Origin of the sequence: Rhizobium croatiense, assembly GCF_019793465.1 — a bacterium.
Classification (GTDB): Bacteria; Pseudomonadota; Alphaproteobacteria; order Rhizobiales; family Rhizobiaceae; genus Rhizobium; species Rhizobium croatiense.
Genome location: NZ_JAILYJ010000007.1, coordinates 211,909 through 235,377 on the forward strand (window position 1 = coordinate 211,909; position 23,469 = coordinate 235,377).

General features: G+C 61.7%; 26 protein-coding genes and 1 tRNA gene. 14 read left to right on the plus strand and 13 right to left on the minus strand.

Features of this window, described 5'->3' with window-relative positions; translation table 11 throughout:
• Positions 1 to 53: 53 nt before the first annotated feature.
• Both K6M89_RS13920 and K6M89_RS31030 read right to left on the minus strand, forming a co-directional pair.
• On the minus strand, positions 54 to 341 hold the full coding sequence (locus K6M89_RS13920) for a hypothetical protein (RefSeq protein WP_222139824.1): 288 nt from the start codon (positions 339 to 341) through the stop codon (positions 54 to 56).
• 96 nt (positions 342 to 437) lie between these two features.
• The gene (locus K6M89_RS31030) at positions 438 to 755 is read right to left on the minus strand and encodes a PGPGW domain-containing protein (RefSeq protein ID WP_097579381.1); all 318 of its coding nucleotides are present in this window, start codon (positions 753 to 755) and stop codon (positions 438 to 440) included.
• Positions 756 to 872: 117 nt separating this feature from the next.
• Here K6M89_RS31030 and K6M89_RS13930 point away from each other — a divergent pair.
• A tRNA-Asn gene (locus tag K6M89_RS13930) sits at positions 873 to 947 on the plus strand.
• A 120-nt stretch (positions 948 to 1,067) separates the two neighbouring features.
• Here the strand turns inward: K6M89_RS13930 and K6M89_RS31035 are convergent.
• The 3 genes from K6M89_RS31035 to K6M89_RS31040 form a co-directional block, all read right to left on the minus strand.
• Complete coding sequence (locus tag K6M89_RS31035) at positions 1,068 to 1,370, minus strand: hypothetical protein (protein ID WP_097607026.1); 303 nt, start codon at positions 1,368 to 1,370, stop codon at positions 1,068 to 1,070.
• Positions 1,371 to 1,754: 384 nt separating this feature from the next.
• On the minus strand, positions 1,755 to 1,958 hold the full coding sequence (locus K6M89_RS13935) for a CsbD family protein (RefSeq protein ID WP_183838687.1): 204 nt from the start codon (positions 1,956 to 1,958) through the stop codon (positions 1,755 to 1,757).
• Between the two features lie 141 nt (positions 1,959 to 2,099).
• Complete coding sequence (locus tag K6M89_RS31040; RefSeq protein WP_097579071.1) at positions 2,100 to 2,279, minus strand: hypothetical protein; 180 nt, start codon at positions 2,277 to 2,279, stop codon at positions 2,100 to 2,102.
• Positions 2,280 to 2,777: 498 nt separating this feature from the next.
• On the opposite strand from K6M89_RS31040, the gene K6M89_RS13940 reads away from it, so the two are divergent.
• From K6M89_RS13940 to K6M89_RS13950, 3 genes are all read left to right on the plus strand, one after another.
• Positions 2,778 to 3,059, plus strand: a complete 282-nt coding sequence (locus K6M89_RS13940; RefSeq protein WP_246642430.1) for a hypothetical protein — start codon at positions 2,778 to 2,780, stop codon at positions 3,057 to 3,059.
• 195 nt (positions 3,060 to 3,254) lie between these two features.
• The gene (locus K6M89_RS13945; RefSeq protein ID WP_222139826.1) at positions 3,255 to 4,175 is read left to right on the plus strand and encodes a hypothetical protein; all 921 of its coding nucleotides are present in this window, start codon (positions 3,255 to 3,257) and stop codon (positions 4,173 to 4,175) included.
• Between the two features lie 270 nt (positions 4,176 to 4,445).
• Positions 4,446 to 4,799: a low affinity iron permease family protein gene (locus K6M89_RS13950; RefSeq protein ID WP_097579068.1), complete on the plus strand. Its 354-nt coding sequence runs from the start codon at positions 4,446 to 4,448 to the stop codon at positions 4,797 to 4,799.
• A 12-nt stretch (positions 4,800 to 4,811) separates the two neighbouring features.
• On the opposite strand, the gene K6M89_RS13955 is transcribed toward K6M89_RS13950, so the two are convergent.
• A complete protein-coding gene (locus K6M89_RS13955; RefSeq protein ID WP_097579067.1) occupies positions 4,812 to 5,216 on the minus strand; it encodes a low affinity iron permease family protein in 405 nt (134 codons plus the stop codon).
• On the opposite strand from K6M89_RS13955, the gene K6M89_RS13960 reads away from it, so the two are divergent.
• Positions 5,146 to 5,388: a hypothetical protein gene (locus K6M89_RS13960; protein WP_170964718.1), complete on the plus strand. Its 243-nt coding sequence runs from the start codon at positions 5,146 to 5,148 to the stop codon at positions 5,386 to 5,388. The genes K6M89_RS13955 and K6M89_RS13960 overlap by 71 nt on opposite strands.
• Here the strand turns inward: K6M89_RS13960 and K6M89_RS13965 are convergent.
• On the minus strand, positions 5,376 to 5,675 hold the full coding sequence (locus tag K6M89_RS13965; RefSeq protein WP_097579066.1) for a DUF6074 family protein: 300 nt from the start codon (positions 5,673 to 5,675) through the stop codon (positions 5,376 to 5,378). The genes K6M89_RS13960 and K6M89_RS13965 overlap by 13 nt on opposite strands.
• 193 nt (positions 5,676 to 5,868) lie before the next feature.
• On the opposite strand from K6M89_RS13965, the gene K6M89_RS13970 reads away from it, so the two are divergent.
• Complete coding sequence (locus tag K6M89_RS13970; protein ID WP_222139827.1) at positions 5,869 to 7,137, plus strand: glycerate kinase type-2 family protein; 1,269 nt, start codon at positions 5,869 to 5,871, stop codon at positions 7,135 to 7,137.
• Positions 7,138 to 7,147: 10 nt separating this feature from the next.
• Here K6M89_RS13970 and K6M89_RS13975 read toward each other — a convergent pair whose 3' ends face one another.
• From K6M89_RS13975 to K6M89_RS13985, 3 genes are all read right to left on the minus strand, one after another.
• Entirely contained in the window at positions 7,148 to 8,101 is a 954-nt protein-coding gene (locus tag K6M89_RS13975; protein ID WP_097579064.1) for an NAD-dependent epimerase/dehydratase family protein, read from the minus strand.
• A gap of 97 nt (positions 8,102 to 8,198) precedes the next feature.
• A complete protein-coding gene (locus K6M89_RS13980) occupies positions 8,199 to 9,155 on the minus strand; it encodes a lytic transglycosylase domain-containing protein (RefSeq protein ID WP_222139828.1) in 957 nt (318 codons plus the stop codon).
• Positions 9,156 to 9,309: 154 nt separating this feature from the next.
• On the minus strand, positions 9,310 to 9,969 hold the full coding sequence (locus K6M89_RS13985; protein ID WP_097579062.1) for a peroxiredoxin: 660 nt from the start codon (positions 9,967 to 9,969) through the stop codon (positions 9,310 to 9,312).
• 403 nt (positions 9,970 to 10,372) lie between these two features.
• Here K6M89_RS13985 and K6M89_RS13990 point away from each other — a divergent pair, with 403 nt between their 5' ends.
• From K6M89_RS13990 to K6M89_RS14015, 6 genes are all read left to right on the plus strand, one after another.
• Entirely contained in the window at positions 10,373 to 10,960 is a 588-nt protein-coding gene (locus K6M89_RS13990; RefSeq protein WP_064683734.1) for an ANTAR domain-containing response regulator, read from the plus strand.
• A 34-nt stretch (positions 10,961 to 10,994) separates the two neighbouring features.
• Positions 10,995 to 12,278 carry a CmpA/NrtA family ABC transporter substrate-binding protein gene (locus K6M89_RS13995; RefSeq protein WP_222139829.1) on the plus strand — a complete coding sequence of 428 codons (1,284 nt, stop codon included), beginning with the start codon at positions 10,995 to 10,997 and terminating at the stop codon, positions 12,276 to 12,278.
• A gap of 393 nt (positions 12,279 to 12,671) precedes the next feature.
• The gene (locus K6M89_RS14000; RefSeq protein WP_222139830.1) at positions 12,672 to 13,913 is read left to right on the plus strand and encodes an MFS transporter; all 1,242 of its coding nucleotides are present in this window, start codon (positions 12,672 to 12,674) and stop codon (positions 13,911 to 13,913) included.
• Between the two features lie 17 nt (positions 13,914 to 13,930).
• Positions 13,931 to 16,381: a nitrite reductase large subunit NirB gene (gene nirB, locus K6M89_RS14005; RefSeq protein WP_222139831.1), complete on the plus strand. Its 2,451-nt coding sequence runs from the start codon at positions 13,931 to 13,933 to the stop codon at positions 16,379 to 16,381.
• 4 nt (positions 16,382 to 16,385) lie between these two features.
• Positions 16,386 to 16,721 carry a nitrite reductase small subunit NirD gene (gene nirD, locus K6M89_RS14010; RefSeq protein WP_170964722.1) on the plus strand — a complete coding sequence of 112 codons (336 nt, stop codon included), beginning with the start codon at positions 16,386 to 16,388 and terminating at the stop codon, positions 16,719 to 16,721.
• Positions 16,721 to 19,378 (plus strand): nitrate reductase, encoded by a 2,658-nt coding sequence (locus K6M89_RS14015; RefSeq protein ID WP_222139832.1) that lies wholly within the window; start codon positions 16,721 to 16,723, stop codon positions 19,376 to 19,378. The genes nirD and K6M89_RS14015 overlap by 1 nt, the downstream gene beginning before the upstream one ends.
• Before the next feature lie 27 nt (positions 19,379 to 19,405).
• Here K6M89_RS14015 and K6M89_RS14020 read toward each other — a convergent pair whose 3' ends face one another.
• Together K6M89_RS14020 and K6M89_RS14025 are read right to left on the minus strand one after the other, a co-directional pair.
• A complete protein-coding gene (locus tag K6M89_RS14020) occupies positions 19,406 to 20,083 on the minus strand; it encodes an HAD-IA family hydrolase (protein WP_222139833.1) in 678 nt (225 codons plus the stop codon).
• A 117-nt stretch (positions 20,084 to 20,200) separates the two neighbouring features.
• Entirely contained in the window at positions 20,201 to 20,503 is a 303-nt protein-coding gene (locus tag K6M89_RS14025; RefSeq protein ID WP_222139834.1) for a hypothetical protein, read from the minus strand.
• A gap of 198 nt (positions 20,504 to 20,701) precedes the next feature.
• Here K6M89_RS14025 and K6M89_RS14030 point away from each other — a divergent pair, with 198 nt between their 5' ends.
• On the plus strand, positions 20,702 to 21,028 hold the full coding sequence (locus tag K6M89_RS14030) for a hypothetical protein (RefSeq protein ID WP_222139835.1): 327 nt from the start codon (positions 20,702 to 20,704) through the stop codon (positions 21,026 to 21,028).
• Between the two features lie 255 nt (positions 21,029 to 21,283).
• Positions 21,284 to 22,543, plus strand: a complete 1,260-nt coding sequence (locus K6M89_RS14035; RefSeq protein WP_222139836.1) for an SAM-dependent methyltransferase — start codon at positions 21,284 to 21,286, stop codon at positions 22,541 to 22,543.
• On the opposite strand, the gene K6M89_RS14040 is transcribed toward K6M89_RS14035, so the two are convergent.
• A complete protein-coding gene (locus tag K6M89_RS14040) occupies positions 22,544 to 23,374 on the minus strand; it encodes an SDR family NAD(P)-dependent oxidoreductase (protein WP_097579053.1) in 831 nt (276 codons plus the stop codon).
• Positions 23,375 to 23,469: the final 95 nt, after the last annotated feature.

Consider the following 23,469-nt stretch of genomic DNA (forward strand, 5'->3'; position numbering starts at 1 on the left):
ACCGCATGCGCCTGGATCCATGCGTCTCGATCCCGACGGCCGGCAGGGCGCAATCAGGCAACGATGCTGACCGTCGCAAGCGAAGTTCTGCTCCGGGAGCGGTAGCGGCGATCATCCCGGCCACGGTCGTTCTCGCCGTCGCGCTCATTGCGGCCGTTAAAATTGCGATAGTTGCGGGGCCCGCTATAGCCGCCGCCCTGGCCTTGGTCGATGACGCAGCCTTCCGGACGGCGGCAGATACCGCTGGCATCAAATCCGCGGCTGTCGACGGCCTGGGCTCCGGCGGAGCTTGCCGAAAGAATCGCCGCCGCTGACAGGACGACAATCAAGAACACCTTCATTACCTAACCCCGGACGATCGTGGCGCGTTTGGAACTCCATAAATCACGAATACAAAAAGCGATCCACAGTTCCGCGGAGCTCGGCGGCGACCGCCGTCACCCGGCCGGCCCTCGCCGCCTGTGCCACCAGACGGCCAGCCGGCGCCGAAGCCGACGCGCTATGGGAAGATCATGCGAGAGCACCAGGAGGCCGAGCGGCAGCATCCAAAAACCGAGGATCGGAAGAAAGCCCAGCAAGCCGCACAAGACGAGGGCCATGCCGATTGCCATCCGCCCGATGCGCGAACGCGGCATACCGATGCTGAAGGAGCCGAGCATAAGCTTGTGGCTTGCGTGATCGATGCCGAAGCGCCGTGCCTGCACCCTGCGCTTCTCGCTGCCCTTGCGGTCCCGGAGATCATCCCTATTTGTCATTTCCCAGAGATGGGCATAGGCCACCCAAATACAAGTTCATTTCATTTTTTTGAAAAAACCGCTTGGCAAATCGGGCAAGCATTTGTATTAGCCCACTCACACCGCGCCAAGCAGTGATCCCTGGTAGCTCAGCGGTAGAGCATTCGACTGTTAATCGACAGGTCGCCGGTTCGAATCCGGCCCGGGGAGCCATTTTTCAAGTAAGCGCGTTTTTGTTGACAAATCCGAAAGCAGGCGCTTTTTCCCCACTTTCCATCCGTTTCAGACCGCCGGCATGCGCGCCGACGGCTCAAGTGGCCCGGGCACTGCCAACTAAAAATTGAAATACACACTCACACCTGACCGACGGCGGGGGTAATAGTCGCGATAACCGTAATAGTCGCGATACCGCGGACGGTAGCAAGAATCGTAGTACCGGCAGTCGCGGTGAGCGTACCGGCGTTTCTTCCAGTGGCCGTAGGCATGTCCATTACCATGACGACGGTGTTTGACCTGCTCGACGTCGGCGGTGTGCATAGCTACCGCTTTTGGCACTGCGATCGGAGTGGCGTTTAGCGGCAGAGCGAAACATGCAGCCAAGACTGTCGCTGCGACTGCGGGGAAAAGCTTGTTCATCGGCGCATCCTTTCAGCCCGCGAGTCTGGGTTAATAGGCATTAACCTAGCATGAACGGCTTCCGCCCGGGGACTTTCCAGAAAGAGATCGGCCGGCGCGATGCAGGTCCTAACTATCACTGGTGCGAGTAGCGAAGATCCTCAGTCCGAGACCGGAACCTTGCAGGCGCTCTTTCGTTAAAACAGTAGGATTGCACGGTGTTCCTCCGTGTGATTCGTTTGTCAGAACTTGCCCCGTCTCGGCGGGGCTTTTTTTGGCTTCGACGCTCACCGCGCTCTCGGAACGGGGCAGGTCCCAGCAAGTTTGAACGTCGAAAGCTTTTGGATAGGCGCGGCAAATCACCGGACCGAAGACCGACGGAGTCCCCTGCCCGGTGCATGCCGATTACCAAGTCTGGCGACTATACCAGTCATCGATATCTTTCTTGGCACGGTCTTTCTCGTAGCCGTAGCGCTCTTGGATCTTGCCTTCGAGCTGATCGCGCTTACCATCGATGACGTCAAGGTCATCGTCGGTCAGCTTGCCCCACTGCTCCTTGACCTTTCCTTTCATCTGTTTCCAGTTACCTTCAACGCGGTTCCAATCCATGGTTATTTCCTCCTATCGTCGGAATAGAGGAACGGAGGCGAACGATAAGTGTTCCGCTTCGTCGGGCTGCCAACCATTGCAGGATCGACATTCGTCCACACGGGGTCAGGACCGGCATCAGATTTGGAACCGGTACTGCCGCTAATAGCTGCACGAACGGCCGTCGCCAGGTCGGAAGCCGTCGGCACAGGCCGGGTTCATCGAGTCTCCCGGTTGATATCCGGACGCCGAGCCATAGGAATTCGGCGGCGTCGAGCAGCCGGAGGCAATGGCGGCAAGAGTGATTGCTCCGGCGACTGCAAATGCCCGAAATCTGTTCATCGATGTTTCTCCCATTTCCGCTGTGACCCAACCGCGAGAGCTTTCCCCCAGGAATATCGGGAGAGTTTTCCAGAACTCATCGCCGCGTCCAAATCATCCTGCGCCTAAAGATATAGGCGCTCTCTCAACCGACGTTAGTTCCAGCCGCGCAGATTGTCTCCGTCCGTTAGACATTGCGTGCGAGCAGCCGCTATTGGCTGCTGCATCGCGAGTCCTGCTTGACTCGAAGGACAGCCAGAACATAATAGGAACATCAGTTCGGCAGCAGATAAAACCTGGTTGGAATTCTGAAGGAGATCGAGGTCGCGCGTCCGCAGACAGCCGAGAAACTGGCAGAAGAAGCGCTGAGAGGAGAAGTCGACGCAGTCGTCGCTTTTCACGATGGGGACATTCGTGCCGCCATGACGACGCTACTGCTGGATTGCCGTCATCTGCGACTTCTGCTTGCCCTTGGCGACAAGGGAATGAGCCGCGGCATGACAGCTGAGCGGACAACCGATGTCGAAGGGCTATGAAACATCGTCGCGGCATCGGGCTGGCACCCCTGATCACCATGCCGTCGAAATCGACAAGGTAACGCTGAGAACCTTACCGCAGTGGTTCGTCATTTACGCCCGTTGCCGCGCATGCCGGCGCCAAACGCTTATCGAGCGGCGGGACGTTGCCCGGCGCTGTGGCCAGGACCTGTCTCTCGCGGAGCTCGCCAAGCGCCTCAAATGCCAGCGATGCGACAACCGTTCCGGCAATCTGCTGTTCTTTCAAATGCTGCCCCCCGATTGAAGAGCCCGCGTGTTTCGAAGCGACTCCGACCTCGGCCGGGAACAAACACCGTGCAGAAAAGTTGTGTGGCATCAACCACGTAACGTCGACTTTGACAGGAGGTCTCTCATGGGTCGCGGTATTCTACTTTGGCTGCTCGGTGTCCCACTGCCTATCATCATTCTTCTCGCTTTGTTTATGCGATAGGAGCGGATCATGTCGGTCTCAATGACAGGTTCCGGAGAGGTTGCTACTCCGGTCGAATCTTCCAAATCCGCCATGACATGGGGACCTATCTTTGGCGGCGCGGCCGCCGCCATCGGGGTGACCCTCATCCTTCTGCTTCTGGGATCCGGGCTTGGCTTGACGATGGTGTCGCCCTGGTCAGGGCAAAGCAGTTCGCTCGGCACACTTGGCATAACGGCGGCGATCTGGCTCGTGGTCGTGCAATGGCTCTCCTCCGCACTCGGGGGCTACGTTACCGGCCGCCTGCGCACAAAATGGGCGGCCGTCCACACCGATGAGGTTTTCTTCCGTGACACCGCCCATGGCTTCATCAGCTGGGCTCTGGCGACGATCTTTGTCGCCGGATTCCTTGCCTCGTCGCTGACATCGCTCGCCGGTGCCGGCGCGCAGGCGGTAGGATCGGCCGCGCAAGCCGTCGGCTCGACTGCCGCGGCCGCCGGCACGGCAGCGGCGTCATCGGCAACATCGCCCCTGGATCTCTCCACCGCCTATTTTACCGACGCCTTGCTGCGTCCTGATCAGGCGCGTGCGGCGGCGCCAGCGAACGATGCTGCGGCAACATCGGAGGTCTCCCGCATCCTCCTCAACGGCGCCGCCGAGGGGCAAATTCCCGATGACGACAAGGCCTATCTTGCCACCATCGTCGCTGCGCGGACCGGTCTTCCCGAAGCCGATGCGCGCGCCCGCGTCGACACTGTGCTGAAGCGTATCGACGACGCCAAGGTCGCCACGCAGAAAGCTGCCGATGAGGCACGCAAGGCCGCCTCCACCACGGCCTTGCTCGGATCCTTGTCCCTTCTGGTTGGTGCTTTCATCGCCGCTGCGGCTGCGGCTCTCGGGGGATCGCAACGCGACGAGGAGGAAGATCTCATCGTCAAGTCCCGGGTCTAGAGATCGAATCGAACGGGGGCGCGAGCACAACGCCACGCCCCCGTTTATGGCACACCGGCCGACACCGACTGGCGGCGGCGATCGGGGCGATCGCCTTCATGAAGCGGCTCGATTTCGCACTGTGTTGGCATATGGCCGATTGGTTTCGACCTTGTAGGACAAAAGTGTGCAGCGGCTTTTCGTAACGCCTGCAAAAAACGACCCTTTAGAAGCAATGGACACTGCTCCGATCTGCGCCATCTTCTCCTGCAGGGGCTGTGGAGAAGCCGTATGCGCTGGCGCTTTCGACAGATTTCTGACCTCTCCTGGACAGGGCATCGTGCGATCCCGGTCGCGCTGATCGCACTGGTTGTCACATGGACGTCCGTCGGCCTGAGCTTTTCGTTTCCACGACAGTGGTTTTTGCTGACCAACATGGTCGCAACACTGATCACGTTCTTTCTTTTGCTGCTGCTGCAACACTCTCAGAATCGGGACGTGAAGGCACTTCACACCAAGCTCGACGAATTGATCCGCTCGAGCGAGGCGGGAAATCACTGGATTGCGGCCGAAAAGAAAGACACCGACGCCATTGAAGACATGCGCGAGCAACACCAAGACCAGATTTCGCAGGAGCGGGCCTGAACAGCGATGCGTTTAAAATGATGTCTCTGAAGCGGATTTTTCTTCCGCCTTCTCCTCGACGTGTTCGGCCTTTTCAGCAAGGGTCTTGCTCATTTCCCTGAGCTCGCCCTCGTCCAGCTTTTCGATGCCGACAAACTTATTGGCGGCCTGGCTCGTCAGAATAAGCTCATCAAGCTTAGCCTGCAGAGCCTTTCCGTCGCGGTTCTGGCTGTTCTGCAACACAAACACCATGAGGAAGGTAATGATCGTGGTCGTCGTGTTGATCACCAGCTGCCAGGTTTCGGAATAGTCGAAAAAGGGTCCGGAAACCGCCCAGACAAGCACCAGCATCAGGGCTGCGACAAAGGTGAACGGCCTTCCCGACAGCTCGGCGACGGTGGTTGCGAAGGAAGAGAAGAAGTTGGATTTGTTGGACATTTGCGAAGGCTCCCGCGGCGTCAATGCTGTCAATCGACAACATCAACTCCACATCTGCGCGGAAGTTCCTTATGCCCTCGCGGTCGATCCAGACGGCGAGGGCAGCCTCAAGCCGCCGGATCGCCGTTCAGGCGCACTGCGGTTTTCGGGCGGCATGCATCAGCGTTTCTGAGATTTGGCAACCGCCCGCTTTTGATGGCTAAGGACGAGCTCGATCTGTACATCTTGCTGAAACTCCAGCACTTGCTGACCGACGTCGCTCTCCGCGATGCCCGCGGCCAACAGCTGGTCGGCCAGCCTGCGGCATTCGGCCTTCCAGAATTCGATCGCGTCCGCACCATGACGCCGGCCGAGTTCGCGGGCGCAGCGCTCGATATTGGCAATTCCGGTTCCGGAGGGAAAGGCAATAACCTTGCCTTCATGAGAGGCGGCAGGGCGGCGGGTCATTTCAGTGGCCATCGAACACAGGTTTCCTTTGATCCTATGTGTTGTCTACGGGACGATGGTTAATGCTTTCTATTCGTTCGCCTGGTTCGACGGCAAGACTTGGCGCCGCACGGGTCAAATCGCCTCGTCTTCGACCTTGACGGCAGCCCACCGATGCGCCGACAGTCCCCGCCGTGATCGACACCTCAGCCAGCAGAGACCAAGGATGACAATAACCGCCGCCCCCCGCGATTTCCTGAAAAGCCTGTTCGACGCGGCGGTTCGCGCCGCCGATCCGCTGACCGGCATAAAGGCCCGCCTGCCGGAGAAGCCGAAAGGCAGAACCGTGGTGATCGGCGCCGGCAAGGGCGCGGCGCAGATGGCGCAGGCGCTCGAAAGCGTCTGGGACGGACCGCTCGAGGGACTGGTGGTCACCCGATATGGCTATGGCTGCGACACCCGCCACACCGAGATCATCGAGGCGGCCCACCCGGTGCCCGATGCCGCGGGACTTGCTGCCGCAAGGCGGTTGATGGAAACCGTGAACCGGCTGACGGAAGACGATCTGCTGATAGCCCTGATCTGCGGCGGCGGCTCGGCGCTGCTCCCCGCCCCGCCGGAGGGGCTGACCCTTGAAGACGAGATCGCACTCAACGAGATGTTGCTGGCTTCGGGCGCGCCGATCTCGGCGATGAATGTCGTGCGCAAGCATCTCTCCACCATCAAGGGCGGGAGACTGGCAGCGGCGACGAAGGCGAGGGTCGTCAGCCTGATCGTTTCGGACATTCCGGGCGACAATCCCGCCCATGTCGCCTCCGGGCCGACGGTGCCCGACGGTTCGACACGGCACGAGGCCCTCGAGATCATCAGGCAATACGGTTTGCAGCTGCCGCAGGCCGCCCTTGATCATCTGAACTCGCCGAAGGCCGATGCGCCGCGGCCGGATGATCCGGTGTTTTCACGGCACGAGCACCACATCATTGCCTCGGCCGGCGTATCGCTGGAGGCTGCTGCCGCCCTGGCCAAATCGCAAGGGATCGAATCGGCGATCCTTTCGGATGCGATCGAAGGTGAATCGCGCGATGTGGCGCTGGTGCATGCTGCGATCGCCCGCGAGGTGCTCGGCCGGAACAGGCCTTTTGCGAAGCCGGTCGTCATCCTGTCCGGCGGCGAGACGACGGTGACGCTGCGGGCCAAGGGCGGCAAGGGCGGGCGCAACGGCGAATTCACCCTCGCCATGGCGCTCGCGATCGATGGACAGCAGGGCATTCATGTCCTTGCCGCCGACACGGACGGCATCGACGGTTCGGAGGACAATGCCGGCGCCTTTGCCGATGGCGGAACGATCAAGCGCCTTCGCGCCGCCGGTCTCGATGCGCGCCGGCTGCTCGACGGCAATGACAGCTATTCGGGCTTTGCCGCCGTCGGCGATCTCTTCGAAACCGGCCCGACCGGAACCAACGTCAATGATTTCAGAGCTATCCTGATCGCTTGAAACCCGGCGATCAGGTCTTGATCCGCCCCTGCCCGACCAGCCAGCCGACCGATTCCTGCACCGCCTGCAGCGACGTATATCGCGGCGTGTAGCCGAGCCGGTGTGCGGCTTTGGCGATCGAGCAATTCGGACTGCGGGCGATATGCTCCCATGTCGCCTCCGCATCCTCGGCCGTCTGGCCTTCGGCCCAGGCGTCGAACGGCGCGAAGGTGAGGTTCGGCTCCCGCCCGAACCAGCGCGACATGGCTTCCGCATAACCGCGAAGGGTCAGGGCCTGCTCGGAAACTGCGTGGAAACTCTCACCGAGCGACGCGTTCCAGTGGGCGATTGCATTCATGAACATCGCCGCCACGTCATCGGCGTGGACGTGATGAACGGTCTCCAAGCCGAAATTGGGCAGCGCCAGGGCTTCGCCCCGGGCAAGGGTCGCGAAGACCTGCAGGTTGAAATTGCCGGCCGGATTGAGCGGCGCCCATCCGGTGCCGACAATATGGCCGGGATGGATGATGGTTGCCGGGAAGCCTTGCAGCCTTGCCTGCTGCAGCAGATAGGTTTCGATCGCCGCCTTCTGGATACCATAGTCACCGAACGGGGACTTCGGGGCTTCCTCGCGTGTCGGCACCGTCGTGGGGTACCCATGTGTCCAGATCGTGCCGGTGTGCAGGAAGTGGCCGACATGCCCGGACAGGGCCGTCACCAGCTGCTCGGCACTTTCCAGCGTGAAGCAGATCATGTCGATGACGATATCGGCTTTCAATGCGCGTACGGCCGGGCCGAAATCACCCGTCCGCTCCATGGCCGCCCTGTCCATCTGCCGCTGATCGACGAAGGCCCAGGCGCGGCTTGCCGTATAGGGCTTTGCCGCACCGCGGCTGATGGTGACGACGTCGTGACCCGCCTCCACCAGACGGGGAACGAGATAGGTTCCGACATGGCCCGTCGCCCCGATGACCAAAACCCGCATAGTCGTTCCTCCTTAGCCGTGACCCCGCGAGACTATGCTGCTCCATCCGGCGATCCCGCAAGCGGACTTTTCGTCTCAGAATGCGGAAGCCGCCCGGCTATCGATTTTTGAAGACAAGGCAGGTGCGGCCGTGCTTTCGGATTTGGTTGCAGACCTCGTTGGCTTCCACACGCGTCTGCCGGGCGATGCGGGCGACATAACGCGGGCGGAAACCGAAGCTGCGGTCGCGCTGGCGCAGGATCAGCGGCTGTTCGGCGTCCAAAGGTGAAGGCAGATCCTGCACGGCATCGAGAAAAAGACGCCGGGCCACCGCGACATCCGCATTCGCCGCCAGCTGAACGCCCCAGGGGGCCCAGTTGCCCTCCTGATGCCAGGGCGTGTCCTTCAACCTCCGCCTTTCGGCGAGCGCCACGCAGCCATCGAGAAAGGGCTTGTCCTTGTCGAGCGGGGCTGCCGCATTTTCCGGTGGATTATCCTTCCATTCCTCGACCGTATGGGCGGTGATCGCCATCACATAGCCGCGCGTCTCGTAAGGTAATCTTCCTGACGCAAGATAAGCGGCAAGGCCGCTTTCGCCGGCATTATAAGCCGCGGCGGCAAGGCCCAGATTGCCGAAACGATTGCGCAATTCGTCGAGATATTGCGCCGATTTCCGCAGGGCTTCCAGCACCTGGTAGCTGTCTTCGAGACCGCGCAGTTTCGCCGTTCCGGGCATGAACTGCGCAATGCCCTGCGCTCCCTTGAAACTCACAGCGTCAGGACGAAAGGTGCTTTCGCGCCAGATGAGACGGGCGAAATAAGCCGGCGGCAACCGATTGGCCTCGGCGAAATGCTCGATCGCAGCGCAGAGGTCGCGATTGAAACTGTCCTGGCGGATGCAGAGCGTCTCGCCTGAGCCCGAGGCAGCAGGCCCGGAATAGAGGCAGGCAGCTGGCATATCGCTTCCTTCCGGCTCGGCCTTTGGCGTCTCCGCCGTGGAGAACAGGAAGCAGAGCGAAAGCAGGACCTTCGCCAATCTCCTCCCCATGTCGGACTGACGTTTTCGCCCTATCATCGGATCTCGGCAGGTTCGACTTCCATCGCGACGCTGACCCTAGATAACATCAATCGAGGCGCGAAGCTTCCCCATTTTGCGCAATGGCGGCACGAAAAAAGCCGCCGGGCTATATGGCCGCGGCGGCCTGCAAACAGCTTGAAAAAGACAGCGATCAGGCCGTCGGCTGCTTCGTCTTCCTGAGATAGGGCAGAACCGTATCGAAGGAGCCGAAACGTGTGATCGCGTCTTCGTTGGACACCGCGGCGGTAATGATGACGTCCTCGCCCTGGTTCCAGTTTGCCGGCGTCGCCACCTGGTGCTTTGCCGTCAGCTGGATGGAATCGATGGCGCGCAGGATCTCGTTAAAATTGCGGCCGGTCGTCATTGGATAGGTCAGGATCAGCTTGATCTTCTTATCCGGGCCGATGATGAAGACCGAACGCACCGTCGCATTGTCGGCAGGCGTGCGGCCTTCGGAGCTCTCGCCGGCGCCGGCCGGCAGCATGTCGTAGAGTTTGGCAACCTTGAGATCCTTGTCGCCGATCAGCGGATAATCGACGTCGAAGCCGGTCGCGGTCTTGATGTCGCCCTTCCACTTGGCATGGCTTTCGACCGGATCGACTGAGATCCCGATAATCTTGACGCCGCGCTTGGCAAATTCGCCCGCGAGGCCGGCCATGACGCCGAGCTCGGTTGTGCAGACAGGCGTGAAATTCTTCGGATGCGAGAACAGAACGGCCCAGCCGTTGCCGATCCAGTCATGGAAGCTGACCGGCCCCTGCGTGGTGTCGGCAGTAAAGTCGGGAGCGATGTCGTTGATACGTAAGCTCATGGTCGGCCCTCCAAAGCCGTTGTTGGGTTTCGTTATCTCAAATGGCGGCCATGGGAACTGCCTGCCGCAGTCGTGATAAAATTGCGATCGCCAGGGGCGCACCAGCTGCGAGCAAAAAACTCTCCCATCCCAAGGTTTTCGCTGCATTTCTTTAAAATATATACCACGAGAACCGAAGGCATGCTCTTTCGATTTGCAGCCTGCGCCGGCATTATTTTTCCCCGCGGATCGACGCAACGAAAAGACCGCGTTTTTTGATCTGCTATTAACAGAGCGGAGGAGAGACGAAGGAGCCGGCGCTCGAAAGTGAGGCACATTGATTAATTTTTGTGCGCATATATTTGTGCACAGTTTTCGGGCGTATACCTTGCCAAAATTGTTGCACTGCGTCATAAATAGAAGCATGACGCATCTCGATCTGACGATTCTGGTGATCGACGAAAATGCCATTCGCGCCTCCATTATCGAAGAAGGGCTGCGCGAGGCAGGGCATAAGCGCGTCACCGTGGTGCATGAGGTCAACGGCATCGCGCGAACCATCGAAACGCTGATGCCCGATGTGATCATCATCGATATCGAAAATCCCAACCGCGACATGATGGAGCATCTGTTCCAGCTGACGCGCACGGTCAGCCGTCCGATCGCCATGTTCGTCGATCGCTCCGACACGGCCTCGATCGAGGCGGCGGTCGATGCCGGGGTCTCCGCCTATATCGTCGACGGATTGAAGAAGGAACGCGTCAAACCGATCCTCGACATGGCCGTCAGCCGCTTCAATGCCTTCAGCCGGCTGCGGCGGGAGCTTGCCGATGCCCGCTCGGCGCTGGAGGAACGCAAGCTCATCGAGCGCGCCAAGGGGATATTGATGAAGATGCGCGGTCTCTCCGAGGAAGAGGCCTTCGCCCTGCTGCGCCAGACGGCGATGAACGAAAAGAAGAAGATGTCGGAAATCGCCCAGAGTGTGGTCACCGCCGCGGGACTTTTGATGTGATGGCGGGCCGCCTAAATTTCCGGAGGAAACCGGAGTGGATATGATGACGAAGACCGTCAGTTCCAGCGGCGGGCTGCCCTCGCCCGCGCGCATCGACAATGAAGGGCCGAAAGTGCTGCGGGCCGGTTTCATTCCGCTCGTCGATGCGTCGGTGCTGATCGCGGCGGCGGAATTCGGTTTCGCGCAGAAGGAGGGCCTGACGCTCGATCTCGTCAAGGACGTCTCCTGGGCGAATGTCCGTGACCGCCTGGCATTCCGCCAATTCGATATCGCCCATATGCTGTCGCCGATGCCGGTCGCCTCCATGCTCGGCCTCGGCTCCAATCCCTCGCCGACGATCACGCCGTTTTCCCTCGGGCGCGGCGGCAATGCGATCACGCTGTCGACGCGGCTCTTCGACAGGATGCGGGATGACGCCGGATTACCGGAAACGGCAAGCGCGCTGGATAACGCCCATGCTCTGGCCAAGACGATCGCAGCGATGAAGGCGCGCGGCGAGCCGTTGCCGACCTTCGGGGTCACCTATCCATTCTCCTCGCACAATTACGAATTCCGCTACTGGCTGGCTGCCGGCGGCATCGATCCCGACAGGCACGTCAAGCTCGTCGTCGTGCCGCCGCCACTGACATCGGACGCACTGGCAGCCGGCGCGATCGACGGTTTCTGCGTCGGCGCGCCGTGGAACATGGTCGCCTCGGAGCGCGGCCTCGGACGCATCGTCGCCGCCAAACAGGATATCTGGCCGTCGGCGCCGGAAAAGGTGATCGGCATGCGGCCGGATTGGGCGGAAAGCCGTCCGGAGACCGTTTCCCGGCTGATCGTGGCGCTCGACGCGGCAGCCCGCTGGTGCGACCGGCCGGACAATCACGATGCGCTGGCCGCCGCCCTCGCCGATCCGCGCTATATTGCCGCCCCCGTCGATATCATTCGCCGCGTTCTCGCCGGCGAATTCAGCCTCGATGGCTGGGGAAACAGGCGCATCATCGCCGATTATTTCCAGTTTCATTCCGGCTTCGCCAATTATCCCCGCCCGAGCCATGCGCTGTGGATCTATAGCCAGATGATGCGCTGGGGGCAGGCCGAGGCCAGCCTCAACAAGGCGCGGGCCGCCGCCTCCGCCTACCGCCCGGACCTTTATCGCACGGCTCTTGGCGAGTCCAACGCACCTGACGACGCCGATATCCGCATCGAAGGCAATGACGAAGGCGACCGCTTCATGGACGGCCACGTCTTCGATCCGACGGAACTGCCGAACTATGTGGCGAGCTTCGCCGTCAAAAGCGCCCTGCCCTTCGCTCCCCACAGCGATGAGACCTGATCCATGCCGACCTGCACAAAACGCCAGCAAAGTTCGATGCCCGCCATCACCGCAACGCACAAAAGATTTGCACGTTTTTCGACAGCCACAAAAACGTGCAGACGGATACCCCTTACAAATTCCGTTTCCATTCAATAACTTAAAGCAGAACAGCCAAACTGGCACGCAGTTTGCAAGGCTATCAGCGCACAGGTCAATGGCGATCAGAGCAGTATGAGAGCGCATTAGGCGCTCGCAGAAGACCAAGAATTCGGCGTCCAACGGCGGGCGCCACCAGCAAAGCTGCTGATCAGGATATTTCGCGCACCTCGTGCAGCGCAGCCTGACCAGCGGCTTTTTTGTTTTAACCCCCAGCGATGGATTGGCGCGACCTTGTCGGGCCACGGAGAAGCCATGTCTGTCATCGAGAAAGCGCAGCCCATGTCCGCCGGCGAACCAGCCAAGGCACTGTGGATCTCCACGGTCGCCTTCACCCTCTGTTTTGCCGTCTGGACGATCTTTGCGATCATCGGCGTCCGCATCAAGCAGGAACTCAACCTCAACGAGGCCGAGTTCGGATTGCTGATCGGCACCCCGGTTCTTACCGGTTCGCTCGTGCGCATCGTCCTCGGCATCTGGACGGGGCGTTACGGCGGCCGTCTCGTTTATACGCTGACGATGCTTGCCGCCGCGGTGGCGACTTTTCTGCTCTCCTACGCCCACACCTATACGCAGATGCTGATCGCCGGCCTCGGCGTCGGGCTTGCCGGCGGCTCCTTCGCAGTCGGCGTCGCTTATGTCTCGCCCTTCTTCCCGGCGGAAAAGCAGGGCACCGCGCTCGGCATCTTCGGCGCCGGCAATGTCGGCGCGGCCGTGACCAAATTCGCCGCTCCCTTCGTGCTGCTCGCCTGGGGTTGGCAGGCGGTTGCGGAAATCTGGGCCGTCTGTCTGGCGCTGATGGCCGTCGTCTTCTGGTTCACCACCACCGACGATCCGGCCTTCCGTCTTCGCCGCGAGCGCGGCGTCGCCTCCAAGAGCCTTGCCCAGGAATTCGCGCCACTGCAGAACGTCCAGGTCTGGCGCTTCTCGCTCTATTATTTCTTCGCCTTCGGCGGCTTCGTCGCCCTGTCGCTGTGGCTGCCGCGCTATCTGGTCGGCGTCTACGGCTTCAGCCTCGAAACTGCCGGCATGATCGCGGCGGCCTACTCGATCCCGGGCAGCGTCTTCCGCGCCTTCGGCGGCGTGCTGTCGGATAAGAAGGGTGCACGCAGCGTGATGTACGCAATGTTTGCCGTGTCGGCCGTGGCCACGCTCATTCTATCGCTGCCGGCTGCGACCATCACGCCCGTCATCTTCATCGTCGTCATCTTCGTGCTCGGTTTCTTCATGAGCCTCGGCAAGGCTGCCGTCTACAAGCACATCCCGGCCTACTATGCCGACAGCGTCGGCGCCGTCGGCGGCGTCGTCGGCATGATGGGCGGTCTCGGCGGCTTCATCCTGCCGATCGCCTTCGGCCTCCTCAAGGACATGACCGGCCTCTGGTCCAGCTGCTTCCTGCTGCTCTTCGCAATCGTGGCGATTTCGCTGATCTGGATGCACCTGTCCGTCAAGCAACTGTCGCGCCAGGGGCACTCCGCCCCCATGGCTGCAACCTGATCTAAGGATTTGGAAATATGACCGAAAAACTCGTCATCATCGGCAATGGCATGGCGCCCGGGCGCATGCTGGAGCACCTCTTCGAACGGTCGCCCGGACGCTATGACGTCACGATCTTCAACGCCGAGCCGCGCGTCAATTACGACCGCATCATGCTGTCGCCGGTTCTCTCGGGAGAGAAGGACTACGAGCAGATCATCATTCACGGTGACGGCTGGTACATCAAGCACGGCATCATGCTCTACAAGGGCCACAAGATCGTCAACATCGATCGTGCCGCCAAGACGGTCACCTCCGACCACGGCGTCACCGAAAGCTACGACAAGCTGGTGATCGCCACCGGTTCCGTGCCCTTCATCATTCCGGTTCCCGGCAAGGATCTGCCCGGCGTCATCACCTATCGCGATCTCGACGACGTGCAGGCCATGCTGCTTGCCGCTCAGTCGCGCGAAAAGGCGGTCGTCATCGGCGGCGGTCTGCTCGGTCTCGAAGCGGCGGCCGGCCTCGCCCAGCGCGGCATGGACGTCACCGTGCTGCACGTCATGCCGACGCTGATGGAGCGCCAGCTCGATCCCGCCGCCGGCTATCTCTTGCAGAAAGCGGTCGAGGAACGCGGCATCAAGGTCATCTGCAAGGCCAACACCAAGGCGATCCTCGGCAACGGCAGGGTCGAAGGCATCGAGCTCGACGACGGCCGCATCATCCCGGCAACGCTCGTCGTCATGGCCGTCGGCATTCGCCCAAGCGTCGGCCTGGCGAAAGAGGCCGGCCTTGCGGTCAATCGCGGCATCGTCGTCGATGCGGGCATGCAGACCTCGGACGGCGACATTTTCGCGCTCGGCGAATGCGCCGAGGTCGGCGGCATGGTCTACGGCCTCGTCGCGCCGCTTTACGAGATGGCTCGCATTGCCGCAGCACATCTCTCGGACGACCGTTCGCCGGCTTTCGTGCATGCGGACACGCCGACCAAGCTGAAGGTCACCGGCATCGAACTCTATTCGCTCGGCGATTTCGCCGACGGTGACGACCGCGAGGAGATCGTGCTGCGCGATGCCAGCGCCGGCGTCTACAAGCGCCTGGTGCTGAAGGACAACAAGATTATCGGCACCGTGCTTTACGGCGAGACCGCCGACGGCGCGTGGTTCAACGATCTGAAGAAGAAGGCGACCGATATTTCGGAGATGCGCGAGACGCTGATCTTCGGTCAGGCCTATCAGGGAGGGTCGCCGCTGGACCCTATGGCGGCCGTTGCAGCCTTGCCGGATGACGCGGAAATCTGTGGCTGCAACGGCGTATGCAAGGGCAAGATCACCTCGACGATCACGAGCAAAGGACTGACGTCACTGGACGATGTGCGCGCCCATACCAAGGCGTCCGCCTCCTGCGGCTCCTGCACCGGCCTCGTCGAACAACTGATGGCGCTGACGCTCGGCGAAGGCTACAATCCGGCCGCCGTGCAACCGATGTGCACCTGCACCGAACTCGGCCATGACGATGTTCGCCGCCTGATCAAGGCGAAAGGTCTGAAGAGCATTCCCGCCGTCATGCAGGAATTGGAATGGAAGACCTCCTGCGGCTGCGCCAAGTGTCGCCCGGCGCTCAATTATTATCTCGTCTGCGACTGGCCGGACGAATATGCCGACGACTACCAGTCGCGTTTCATCAATGAGCGCGTCCACGCCAACATCCAGAAGGACGGCACCTATTCCGTCGTGCCGCGCATGTGGGGCGGCGTCACCAATTCGAACGAGTTGCGTGCCATCGCCGATGTCGTCGACAAGTTCGAGATCCCGATGGTGAAGGTGACGGGCGGCCAGCGCATCGACCTGCTCGGCATCGAGAAGGAAGACCTGCCTGCCGTCTGGGCCGATCTCGGCAAGGCCGGCTTCGTCTCCGGCCAGGCCTATGCCAAGGGCCTGCGTACGGTGAAAACCTGTGTCGGCTCGGACTGGTGCCGTTTCGGCACCCAGGATTCCACCGGTCTCGGCATCCGCATCGAGAAATTCATGTGGGGCTCATGGACGCCGGCCAAGCTGAAAATGGCCGTGTCCGGCTGCCCGCGCAATTGCGCCGAAGCGACCTGCAAGGATATCGGCGTGATCTGCGTGGATTCCGGTTTCGAGATCCATTTCGCCGGCGCTGCCGGTCTCGACATCAAGGGCACCGAGGTGCTCGGCCTGGTGAAGACCGAGGACGAAGCGCTGGAGCATATCGTGGCGCTGACGCAGATGTATCGCGAGCAGGCCCGCTATCTCGAGCGCATCTACAAATGGGCCAAGCGCATCGGCCTGGACGAAATCCGCCGCCAGATCATGGACGATGGTGAAAAGCGCAAGGCCTATTACGACCGCTTCGTCTTCTCCCAGAAATTTGCCCAGGTCGATCCCTGGTCGGAGCGTGTTTCCGGCAAGGACAAACACGAGTTCAAGCCGATGGCGACGATCGGCTATCCGCAGGCTGCCGAGTAAGGAGATGGACATGAATTGGATCGCAATCGGTGACATCTCCGATATTCCGCTGCGGGGCGCGCGCTGCGTGAAGACGCCGCAGGGCAAGATCGCCGTCTTCCGCACGGCCGAAAACGAGGTCTTCGCCATCGAGGATCACTGCCCGCATAAGGGCGGCCCGCTCTCCCAGGGCATCGTGCATGCCAAGGCCGTCACCTGCCCGCTGCACAACTGGGTGATCTCGCTGGAAACCGGCAAGGCGCTCGGCGCCGACGAGGGCGCGGTGCGGACCATACCGGTCCGCAACGAGGACGGCGCCCTGTTCATCGCGCTCGAAAGCCTGTTGATGGCGGCTGAATAATGGCGGCTGAGGTCAAGACCACCTGCCCCTATTGCGGCGTCGGCTGCGGCGTTATCGCTACGGTCGACGAAGCCGGCGCCGTCAGCGTCAAGGGAGATCCCGAGCATCCGGCGAATTTCGGCCGGCTCTGCTCGAAGGGTTCGGCGCTTGCCGAAACCATCGATCTCGACGGCCGGCTTCTTTATCCCGAAATCGCAGGCGCACGCAGCGGCTGGGACGAGGCGCTCGATCTGGTCGCCCGGCGTTTCTCCGAAACGATCGCCGAGCACGGACCTGATTCCGTCGCCTTCTACGTCTCGGGGCAATTGCTGACTGAAGATTATTACCTCGCCAACAAGCTGATGAAGGGCTTCATCGGTTCGGCCAATATCGACACCAATTCCAGGCTCTGCATGTCCTCGTCGGTGGCCGGGCATCGCCGCGCCTTCGGCGCCGATACCGTGCCAGGGACCTATGAGGATATCGAGCTTGCGGATCTCGTGGTGCTCACCGGCTCCAACCTCGCCTGGTGTCATCCCGTCATCTACCAGCGGCTGGCCGCCGCAAAAGCGGCGCGGCCGAACATGCGGATCGTCGTCATCGATCCGCGCCGGACGATGACATGCGATATCGCCGACCTGCATCTGGCCATCCGCCCGGACGGGGACGTCGCGCTGTTCATGGGGCTGCTCGCCCATCTTTCGACAAGCCCAGCGATCGACCAGAATTATATCGCCTCCCATACGGAAGGCTTCGCCGGCGCCTTTGCGGCCGCCGCAGCACTTGATATCAACGATCTGCTGGAGCGTACCGGCCTGCCGGCCATGCAGATCCGGGAATTCTTCCGCCTGTTCGAGACGACGTCGAAGGTCGTCACCTGCTACAGCCAGGGCGTCAACCAATCCTCCTCCGGCACCGACAAGGTCAATACCATCCTCAACTGCCATCTGGCGACCGGCCGCATCGGCCGCCCGGGCATGGGACCGTTCTCGCTGACCGGCCAGCCGAACGCCATGGGCGGGCGCGAGGTCGGCGGTCTCGCCAACATGCTTGCCGCCCATATGGCAATCGAAAATCCTGAAGACCGCGACCGCGTTCAGCGCTTTTGGGAATCGCCGGTCATCGCCGCAAAACCCGGTTTGAAAGCGGTCGACATGTTCCGCGCAGTGGCCGAAGGGCGCATCAAGGCGCTCTGGATCATGGCCACAAATCCTGTCGTCTCGATGCCGGATGCCGATAGCGTCGAAAGCGCGATCGCCGCCTGTCCGTTCGTCGTCGTCTCCGACATACTGAGAGAGACGGATACGGCCCGGCACGCACAGGTGCTTCTGCCCTCGCTCGGCTGGGGCGAGAAGGACGGCACCGTCACCAATTCCGAACGGCGCATTTCCAGGCAGCGGCCGTTTCTCGGCATTCCCGGCGATGCCAAGGCCGACTGGTGGCAGCTTGCGGAGGTCGGACGCCGCATGGGATTTGCCGCCGCCTTCGATTTCGATGCGCCGGCCGAAATCTTCGCCGAACACGCCGCCCTGTCCGCCTTCGAAAACAACGGCAGCCGCGACTTCGACATCGGCGCCCGCGCCGGCATGACCGGCACCGCCTATGACGAACTGTCACCGTTCCAGTGGCCGCAGCCGGCAGGCAGCGCGCCAGGCGTCACCCGCTTCTTCGCCGATGGCGGTTTCTACAATGCCGATGGCAAGGCGCGCTTCGTTGCGGTGGAAGCGCCGGCAACCGATCGCACCAATGCCGATTTCCCCTTTACGCTGAATACCGGGCGCATCCGCGACCAGTGGCACACGATGACGCGAACCGGAAAGAGCGCGCGGCTTTCCGCCCATATCGCCGAACCCTTTGCGGAGATCCATCCGCGCGACGCGATCGAGACCGGTATATCGAGCGCCGGCCTCGTCGAGATCGACAGCCCGCATGGCAAGGCGATCGTGCGGGCGCTGGTGACCGATCGCCAGGCGCGCGGCGGCATTTTCGCGCCGATGCACTGGAACGACCAGTTCGCTGCAAAAGCGCGGATCGACGCCGTGGTCGCGCCGATTACCGATCCCGTTTCCGGTCAGCCGGCGTCAAAGAATGTTGCCGTCGCCGTGCGGCCCTTCCGCGCCGCGCATTACGGCTTCGCGGTCTCGGCCGTCAAACCGGCCACGCCGGAGGCGGCCTATTGGGCACTGGCAAAAGCCGAGGGCGGCTGGCGGCTGGAGCTTGCCTTCGAAGGAACCGTCGAGGACTGGACGGCCTGGTGTCGCGCGGTTTTCGCCATTCCCGACGAAATCGAACCGCTCGGTTATGCCGACCGGCAGACCGGCGACCTCCGGCTCGCCTTCTTCGACGGCGAGACCCTGCTCGCTGCGCTGTTCCTCGCCCGCGAGCCGGTCGCCGTGGCGCGCAACTGGGCGATCTCGCAGCTCTCCGCCGCGCATGGTGATTTGAGGAAACGCTTCGCGCTCGTCGCAGGTCGTCCCGGGGCCGGCAGACCGGATCCGGGCGCTACCGTCTGCTCCTGCTTCAGCGTCGGTGTCAACCAGATCGCCGCTGCCGTGCGCGAGGGATGCCACAGCGTCGAGGCGGTCGGCAAGGAAACCAGTGCCGGAACCAATTGCGGCTCCTGCCGCGGCGAAATCGGCAGGATCGTCGATCGCTGTCTTGCCGCAGCTGCGGAGTGAAAGGCAGAAACGTTACGCGGCCCGAGATCAGGCCGCATTCGGGACGATGAGCATCTTATGGTCGGCCGAGATGCGCACCGAGATCTCATCGTAGGATGACAAGGTCGGATGCGGCGTCTCCATCTTCTGGTGATGGGTTGCCGTCACCACCATGATATCGGCGCCCGCCGCCTCGCCGGCGATGATGCCGGCTGCGACATCCTCGAACACCAGGCAGTCCTGGGTGCTGACGCCGAGGCGTTCGGCGCCGAGGATATAGCATTGCGGATCGGGCTTTCCGACCTCGACGTCCTCCGCCGTCACCATGAATTTCGGCAGCGACAGGCCTGCAGCTTCCAGCCGCCGGCGAGCAAGACGCAAGGGCGAAGAGGTGACGATCGCCCAGCGATCCGGCGGCAGCGAACTCAGGAATGCCGCCGCACCGGAAATGGCAACAACGTCGCTGACATCGGCGATTTCGGCCTCGGTCACCAATTTGGCTTCATGTTCGGGATCGACGCCCGGCAGGTTCAGCCGGGCGATCGTGTCGATGCCGCGCGATCCATGCATCTTCGGCAGAAAGTCGGCGACATCGAGCCCTTGACGCCTTGCCCAATCGCTCCATACACGTTCGGCCGCACGGATCGAATTGAGGATGGTGCCGTCCATATCGAACAGGAAAGCGGCATAAGGCTTCTCGAAGCCACGGGGCATCGGCTGGGACAAAAGGCTGAATCCTTCGGGAGAATAGAGTCGGGTGGCGATCGCTGGACGCGATGAAACGGCAAATCGCCCTGTTTTGCAAGCTTTCGATCGTGGCGGCGACGATGTCGCAAATCTGCCCTAAAAAGCGGCGGCGCCCGAAGCCGCGATCAGGTCGCAGGAGAGGCGAAGGCCGATCCGGTCATGGCAGAGGTCGCCGGTGCGGGCGGCAAGCTCCAATTCGGCCGGCGCGTCGGCCCGCAGACGGACCACGCGCGTCGGAACGGCGGTCCACAGCGGGGGACGGCCGACGTCGATCGCGGAAATACCGGCTCTTTCGCCGCCCATGGCCGCGGAAGCGATCGCCATGCCACCTGTCGTCAAAGCAATTGAAAGCGCAATCTGCAGACCGATATCTGCGGCCTCGCGGGGAGAAACGAACATAGTGGCCTCATGCTGCGGATTGGCGTTTCGTCATGCCCTAAGACAGGCAGTGGCAGCGATCCAGCGGCTTCGCCCGTTAAGGTTTGTGCGTAACCATGCAAGGCGAGCGTGCAGGTTTTTCGCAAATTTCGGAACAATGATTCCGTGACGCAGTTTCACCAGGGTCATCCAAGATGAAAATCAAAGGAGGATATCCTCATGACCAAATCCCTTATCGCCGCTTCGCTGCTCGCGATCGGCATGGCATCGTCGGCCTTTGCCCAGACGAACCCCGATCCAATCGGGCCGACGAATGGCGGCTCGACCGATCCGAGATCGGGTAACTATTCGTCGGATTACACCAACAGCGACAATGGCATGTATCCGGTGCAGGTCGCGCCGGTCGATCCGACCACGACGCAGAGCATCGGCCGGCCGCAAACGATGGAATGCCCCGGCATGCCGCAGCAGATGTCGGGCGTCGACACCCGTGGCGGTCAGAGCGGCGCTTCGATCAGCGAAGCCTGCCGCGAATACGACAACTGAGCAGGCCTTCGCCCGCTTTGAGAAAAGGCCGGTTCACGCCGGCCTTTTTCATGTCGCGGCGATAACCAAAAGCCTCTCTCTTCGCATGAAGCTTCTTGATCCGACCATTCCGTAGATTCGCTGCAGCCTGAAAATCGATTCCGATTTTCGGGCCGATGCGCTAGCTTTCAAGGATAATGGCCGGAGGCCGCCCGAGCACTTCGTCATGGATGTATCGTCGTCCCTAACCGGCGAAAAAATGCTGGAGGAGGAGAGATGAGCAAGGCGCAGGATTGGAATCTGCTGGCCCGCGATGCGGTAACGCTGACGGCCGACAACATATCCCGTCTGGTGAAGGGTCTGCCATTCAAGGCCAAGCTGGCGCTGCGCGGACTTCTGCGCATGCAGCACGGCTCGCTTGCCGTCACCCTGCCCGATGGCCGCAGGCTGCTGATCGAGGGCAAGCAGGCCGGGCCGAAGGCGGCCCTCAGCCTCCACAACTGGAACCTTGCCTACCGGGCGCTGACAAGCGGCACGATCGGGATCGCAGAGACTTATATGGACGGCGATTGGGACAGCCCCGACATCGCGGCCTTCCTCGAGCTCTTCCTCGTCAATGGCGAGGCGGCGCACAGCTACGCGCATGGCAAAAGCGGCGTCGGGCGCCTGGTCGAGCGTGTCCGCCATTGGATGAACGCCAATACCAAAGCGGGCTCGAAGCGCAACATCGCCGCCCATTACGACCTCGGCAACGAATTCTACAGGGAATGGCTCGACCCGAGCATGACCTACTCCTCCGCTCTCTATTCCACCGGCGCCAACGACCTGCAATCGGCGCAGAATGCCAAATACCGCGCGCTTGCCGAGGCGACCGGCATCAGGGCCGGGGATCACGTGCTTGAGATCGGCTGCGGCTGGGGCGGTTTTGCCGAATTCGCAGCCGGCGAGCTGAACTGCAAGGTCACCGGGCTGACGATCAGCCGGGAGCAGCTCGCCTATGCCGAAGCGCGCATCGAAAAGGCCGGGCTTGGCGATCGCGTCGAATTCCGGTTTCAGGATTACCGCGATGAAGCCGGGCTCTACGACCGGATCGTCTCGATCGAGATGTTCGAGGCGGTCGGCGAGAAATATTGGCCGTCCTATTTCTCCAAGCTTCGGCAATGCTTGAAGCCGGGCGGCAAGGCCGGCCTGCAGATCATCACCATCCGGCCCGAAGCCTTCGACCAGTATCGCAGCAATCCCGACTTCATTCAGAAATACGTCTTTCCCGGCGGCATGCTGCCGACGCGCAACCACCTGGCCGAGCTCGCCGGCAAGGTCGATTTGTCACTGGTCAGGGACTTCAGCTTCGGGCTCGATTACGCCCGTACGCTTGCCGAATGGCGCGAGCGCTTCCGGTCGGTCTGGGAACGCATCCGTCCGATGGGCTTCGACGAGCGTTTCAAGCGGCTCTGGGAATTCTATCTGTTCTATTGCGAAGCCGGCTTTCGGGCCGGCAATATCGATGTGCGCCAAGTGGTGTTCTCGCGCAGCTGATCATTCCGCCGGATGCGGTGTCGCCGGATGGCGACCTGCCGATGACGGTTCGCGCCAGCCGGTCAAGCGGTTCACCAGCGGGAAATAAGCGCCGTAGGGTAGCAGACGCGCAAGCTTCAGCATCGTGGTGAAGCGCCCGGGGAAAGTGATCTCGAACGCCTGCGATTTCAGTCCGGCTGCGATCTGCCGGGCAGCCTCCTCGGGCGACACCAGCGCCGTCATCGGCAAGGCGCTCTTGCCTGTCGCGGGGGTATCGATGAAGCCCGGGCTGACGAGCTGGATGCGGATGCCCATCTTGTCGAGATCGAATTTCAGGCTTTCGGCCATGTTGATCAGCGCCGCCTTGGTGGCGCCATAGGCAGCGCCCATCGGCAGGCCGCCATAGCCGGTAACGGAGGAGACGATGGCGATCTGCCCCTGCCCTTTCGCCTTCATATGGCGGATCGCCGGCAAGAGACAGTTGACGACGCCGGAAAGATTGACGGCGAAGCTCTTTTCGAAATCGGCGCGGTGCAGGTCCTCGGCATGAACAGGCAGATAGATGCCGGCGTTGAGAATCGCCATGGCGAGCGTGCCGTGCTCGTATTCGATGGAGGCCATGACATGTTCCATGTCCTCGGCATCGGTGACATCGCCGTCGAGAACGACGATGCTGCCGTCAAGGCCGCTGGCCTCGGTCTGCAGTTCGACCAATTTTTCATGGCTTCTGGCGGTGACGGCGACCTTGTATCCCTCGCCGGCGAGCTTCAGCGCAAGCGCCCGGCCGACGCCGGAACTCGCGCCCGATATCCAGACGATTCCATGTTCGGGACGGGCGATGAAATCACGCATGACATGTTCCTCCGGCTCAGCCTGACCAGCACGAAAACAGGTCCGGAAGTTCACATCTCCTCCCGGATTTATGGCTCTATCACACCATTGTGGCT

What these genes read in the sequence shown, in the direction of transcription:
- K6M89_RS13920 (WP_222139824.1), bottom strand. Translation starts at nt 341, where the DNA reads ATGAAGGTGTTCTTGATTGTCGTCCTGTCAGCGGCGGCGATTCTTTCG.
- K6M89_RS31030 (WP_097579381.1), bottom strand. Translation starts at nt 755, where the DNA reads ATGACAAATAGGGATGATCTCCGGGACCGCAAGGGCAGCGAGAAGCGC.
- K6M89_RS31035 (WP_097607026.1), bottom strand. Translation starts at nt 1,370, where the DNA reads ATGAACAAGCTTTTCCCCGCAGTCGCAGCGACAGTCTTGGCTGCATGT.
- K6M89_RS13935 (WP_183838687.1), bottom strand. Translation starts at nt 1,958, where the DNA reads ATGGATTGGAACCGCGTTGAAGGTAACTGGAAACAGATGAAAGGAAAG.
- K6M89_RS31040 (WP_097579071.1), bottom strand. Translation starts at nt 2,279, where the DNA reads ATGAACAGATTTCGGGCATTTGCAGTCGCCGGAGCAATCACTCTTGCC.
- K6M89_RS13940 (WP_246642430.1), top strand. Translation starts at nt 2,778, where the DNA reads ATGTCGAAGGGCTATGAAACATCGTCGCGGCATCGGGCTGGCACCCCT.
- K6M89_RS13945 (WP_222139826.1), top strand. Translation starts at nt 3,255, where the DNA reads ATGTCGGTCTCAATGACAGGTTCCGGAGAGGTTGCTACTCCGGTCGAA.
- K6M89_RS13950 (WP_097579068.1), top strand. Translation starts at nt 4,446, where the DNA reads ATGCGCTGGCGCTTTCGACAGATTTCTGACCTCTCCTGGACAGGGCAT.
- K6M89_RS13955 (WP_097579067.1), bottom strand. Translation starts at nt 5,216, where the DNA reads ATGTCCAACAAATCCAACTTCTTCTCTTCCTTCGCAACCACCGTCGCC.
- K6M89_RS13965 (WP_097579066.1), bottom strand. Translation starts at nt 5,675, where the DNA reads ATGGCCACTGAAATGACCCGCCGCCCTGCCGCCTCTCATGAAGGCAAG.
- K6M89_RS13970 (WP_222139827.1), top strand. Translation starts at nt 5,869, where the DNA reads ATGACAATAACCGCCGCCCCCCGCGATTTCCTGAAAAGCCTGTTCGAC.
- K6M89_RS13975 (WP_097579064.1), bottom strand. Translation starts at nt 8,101, where the DNA reads ATGCGGGTTTTGGTCATCGGGGCGACGGGCCATGTCGGAACCTATCTC.
- K6M89_RS13980 (WP_222139828.1), bottom strand. Translation starts at nt 9,155, where the DNA reads ATGATAGGGCGAAAACGTCAGTCCGACATGGGGAGGAGATTGGCGAAG.
- K6M89_RS13985 (WP_097579062.1), bottom strand. Translation starts at nt 9,969, where the DNA reads ATGAGCTTACGTATCAACGACATCGCTCCCGACTTTACTGCCGACACC.
- K6M89_RS13990 (WP_064683734.1), top strand. Translation starts at nt 10,373, where the DNA reads ATGACGCATCTCGATCTGACGATTCTGGTGATCGACGAAAATGCCATT.
- K6M89_RS14000 (WP_222139830.1), top strand. Translation starts at nt 12,672, where the DNA reads ATGTCTGTCATCGAGAAAGCGCAGCCCATGTCCGCCGGCGAACCAGCC.
- nirB (WP_222139831.1), top strand. Translation starts at nt 13,931, where the DNA reads ATGACCGAAAAACTCGTCATCATCGGCAATGGCATGGCGCCCGGGCGC.
- nirD (WP_170964722.1), top strand. Translation starts at nt 16,386, where the DNA reads ATGGACATGAATTGGATCGCAATCGGTGACATCTCCGATATTCCGCTG.
- K6M89_RS14015 (WP_222139832.1), top strand. Translation starts at nt 16,721, where the DNA reads ATGGCGGCTGAGGTCAAGACCACCTGCCCCTATTGCGGCGTCGGCTGC.
- K6M89_RS14025 (WP_222139834.1), bottom strand. Translation starts at nt 20,503, where the DNA reads ATGTTCGTTTCTCCCCGCGAGGCCGCAGATATCGGTCTGCAGATTGCG.
- K6M89_RS14030 (WP_222139835.1), top strand. Translation starts at nt 20,702, where the DNA reads ATGACCAAATCCCTTATCGCCGCTTCGCTGCTCGCGATCGGCATGGCA.
- K6M89_RS14035 (WP_222139836.1), top strand. Translation starts at nt 21,284, where the DNA reads ATGAGCAAGGCGCAGGATTGGAATCTGCTGGCCCGCGATGCGGTAACG.
- K6M89_RS14040 (WP_097579053.1), bottom strand. Translation starts at nt 23,374, where the DNA reads ATGCGTGATTTCATCGCCCGTCCCGAACATGGAATCGTCTGGATATCG.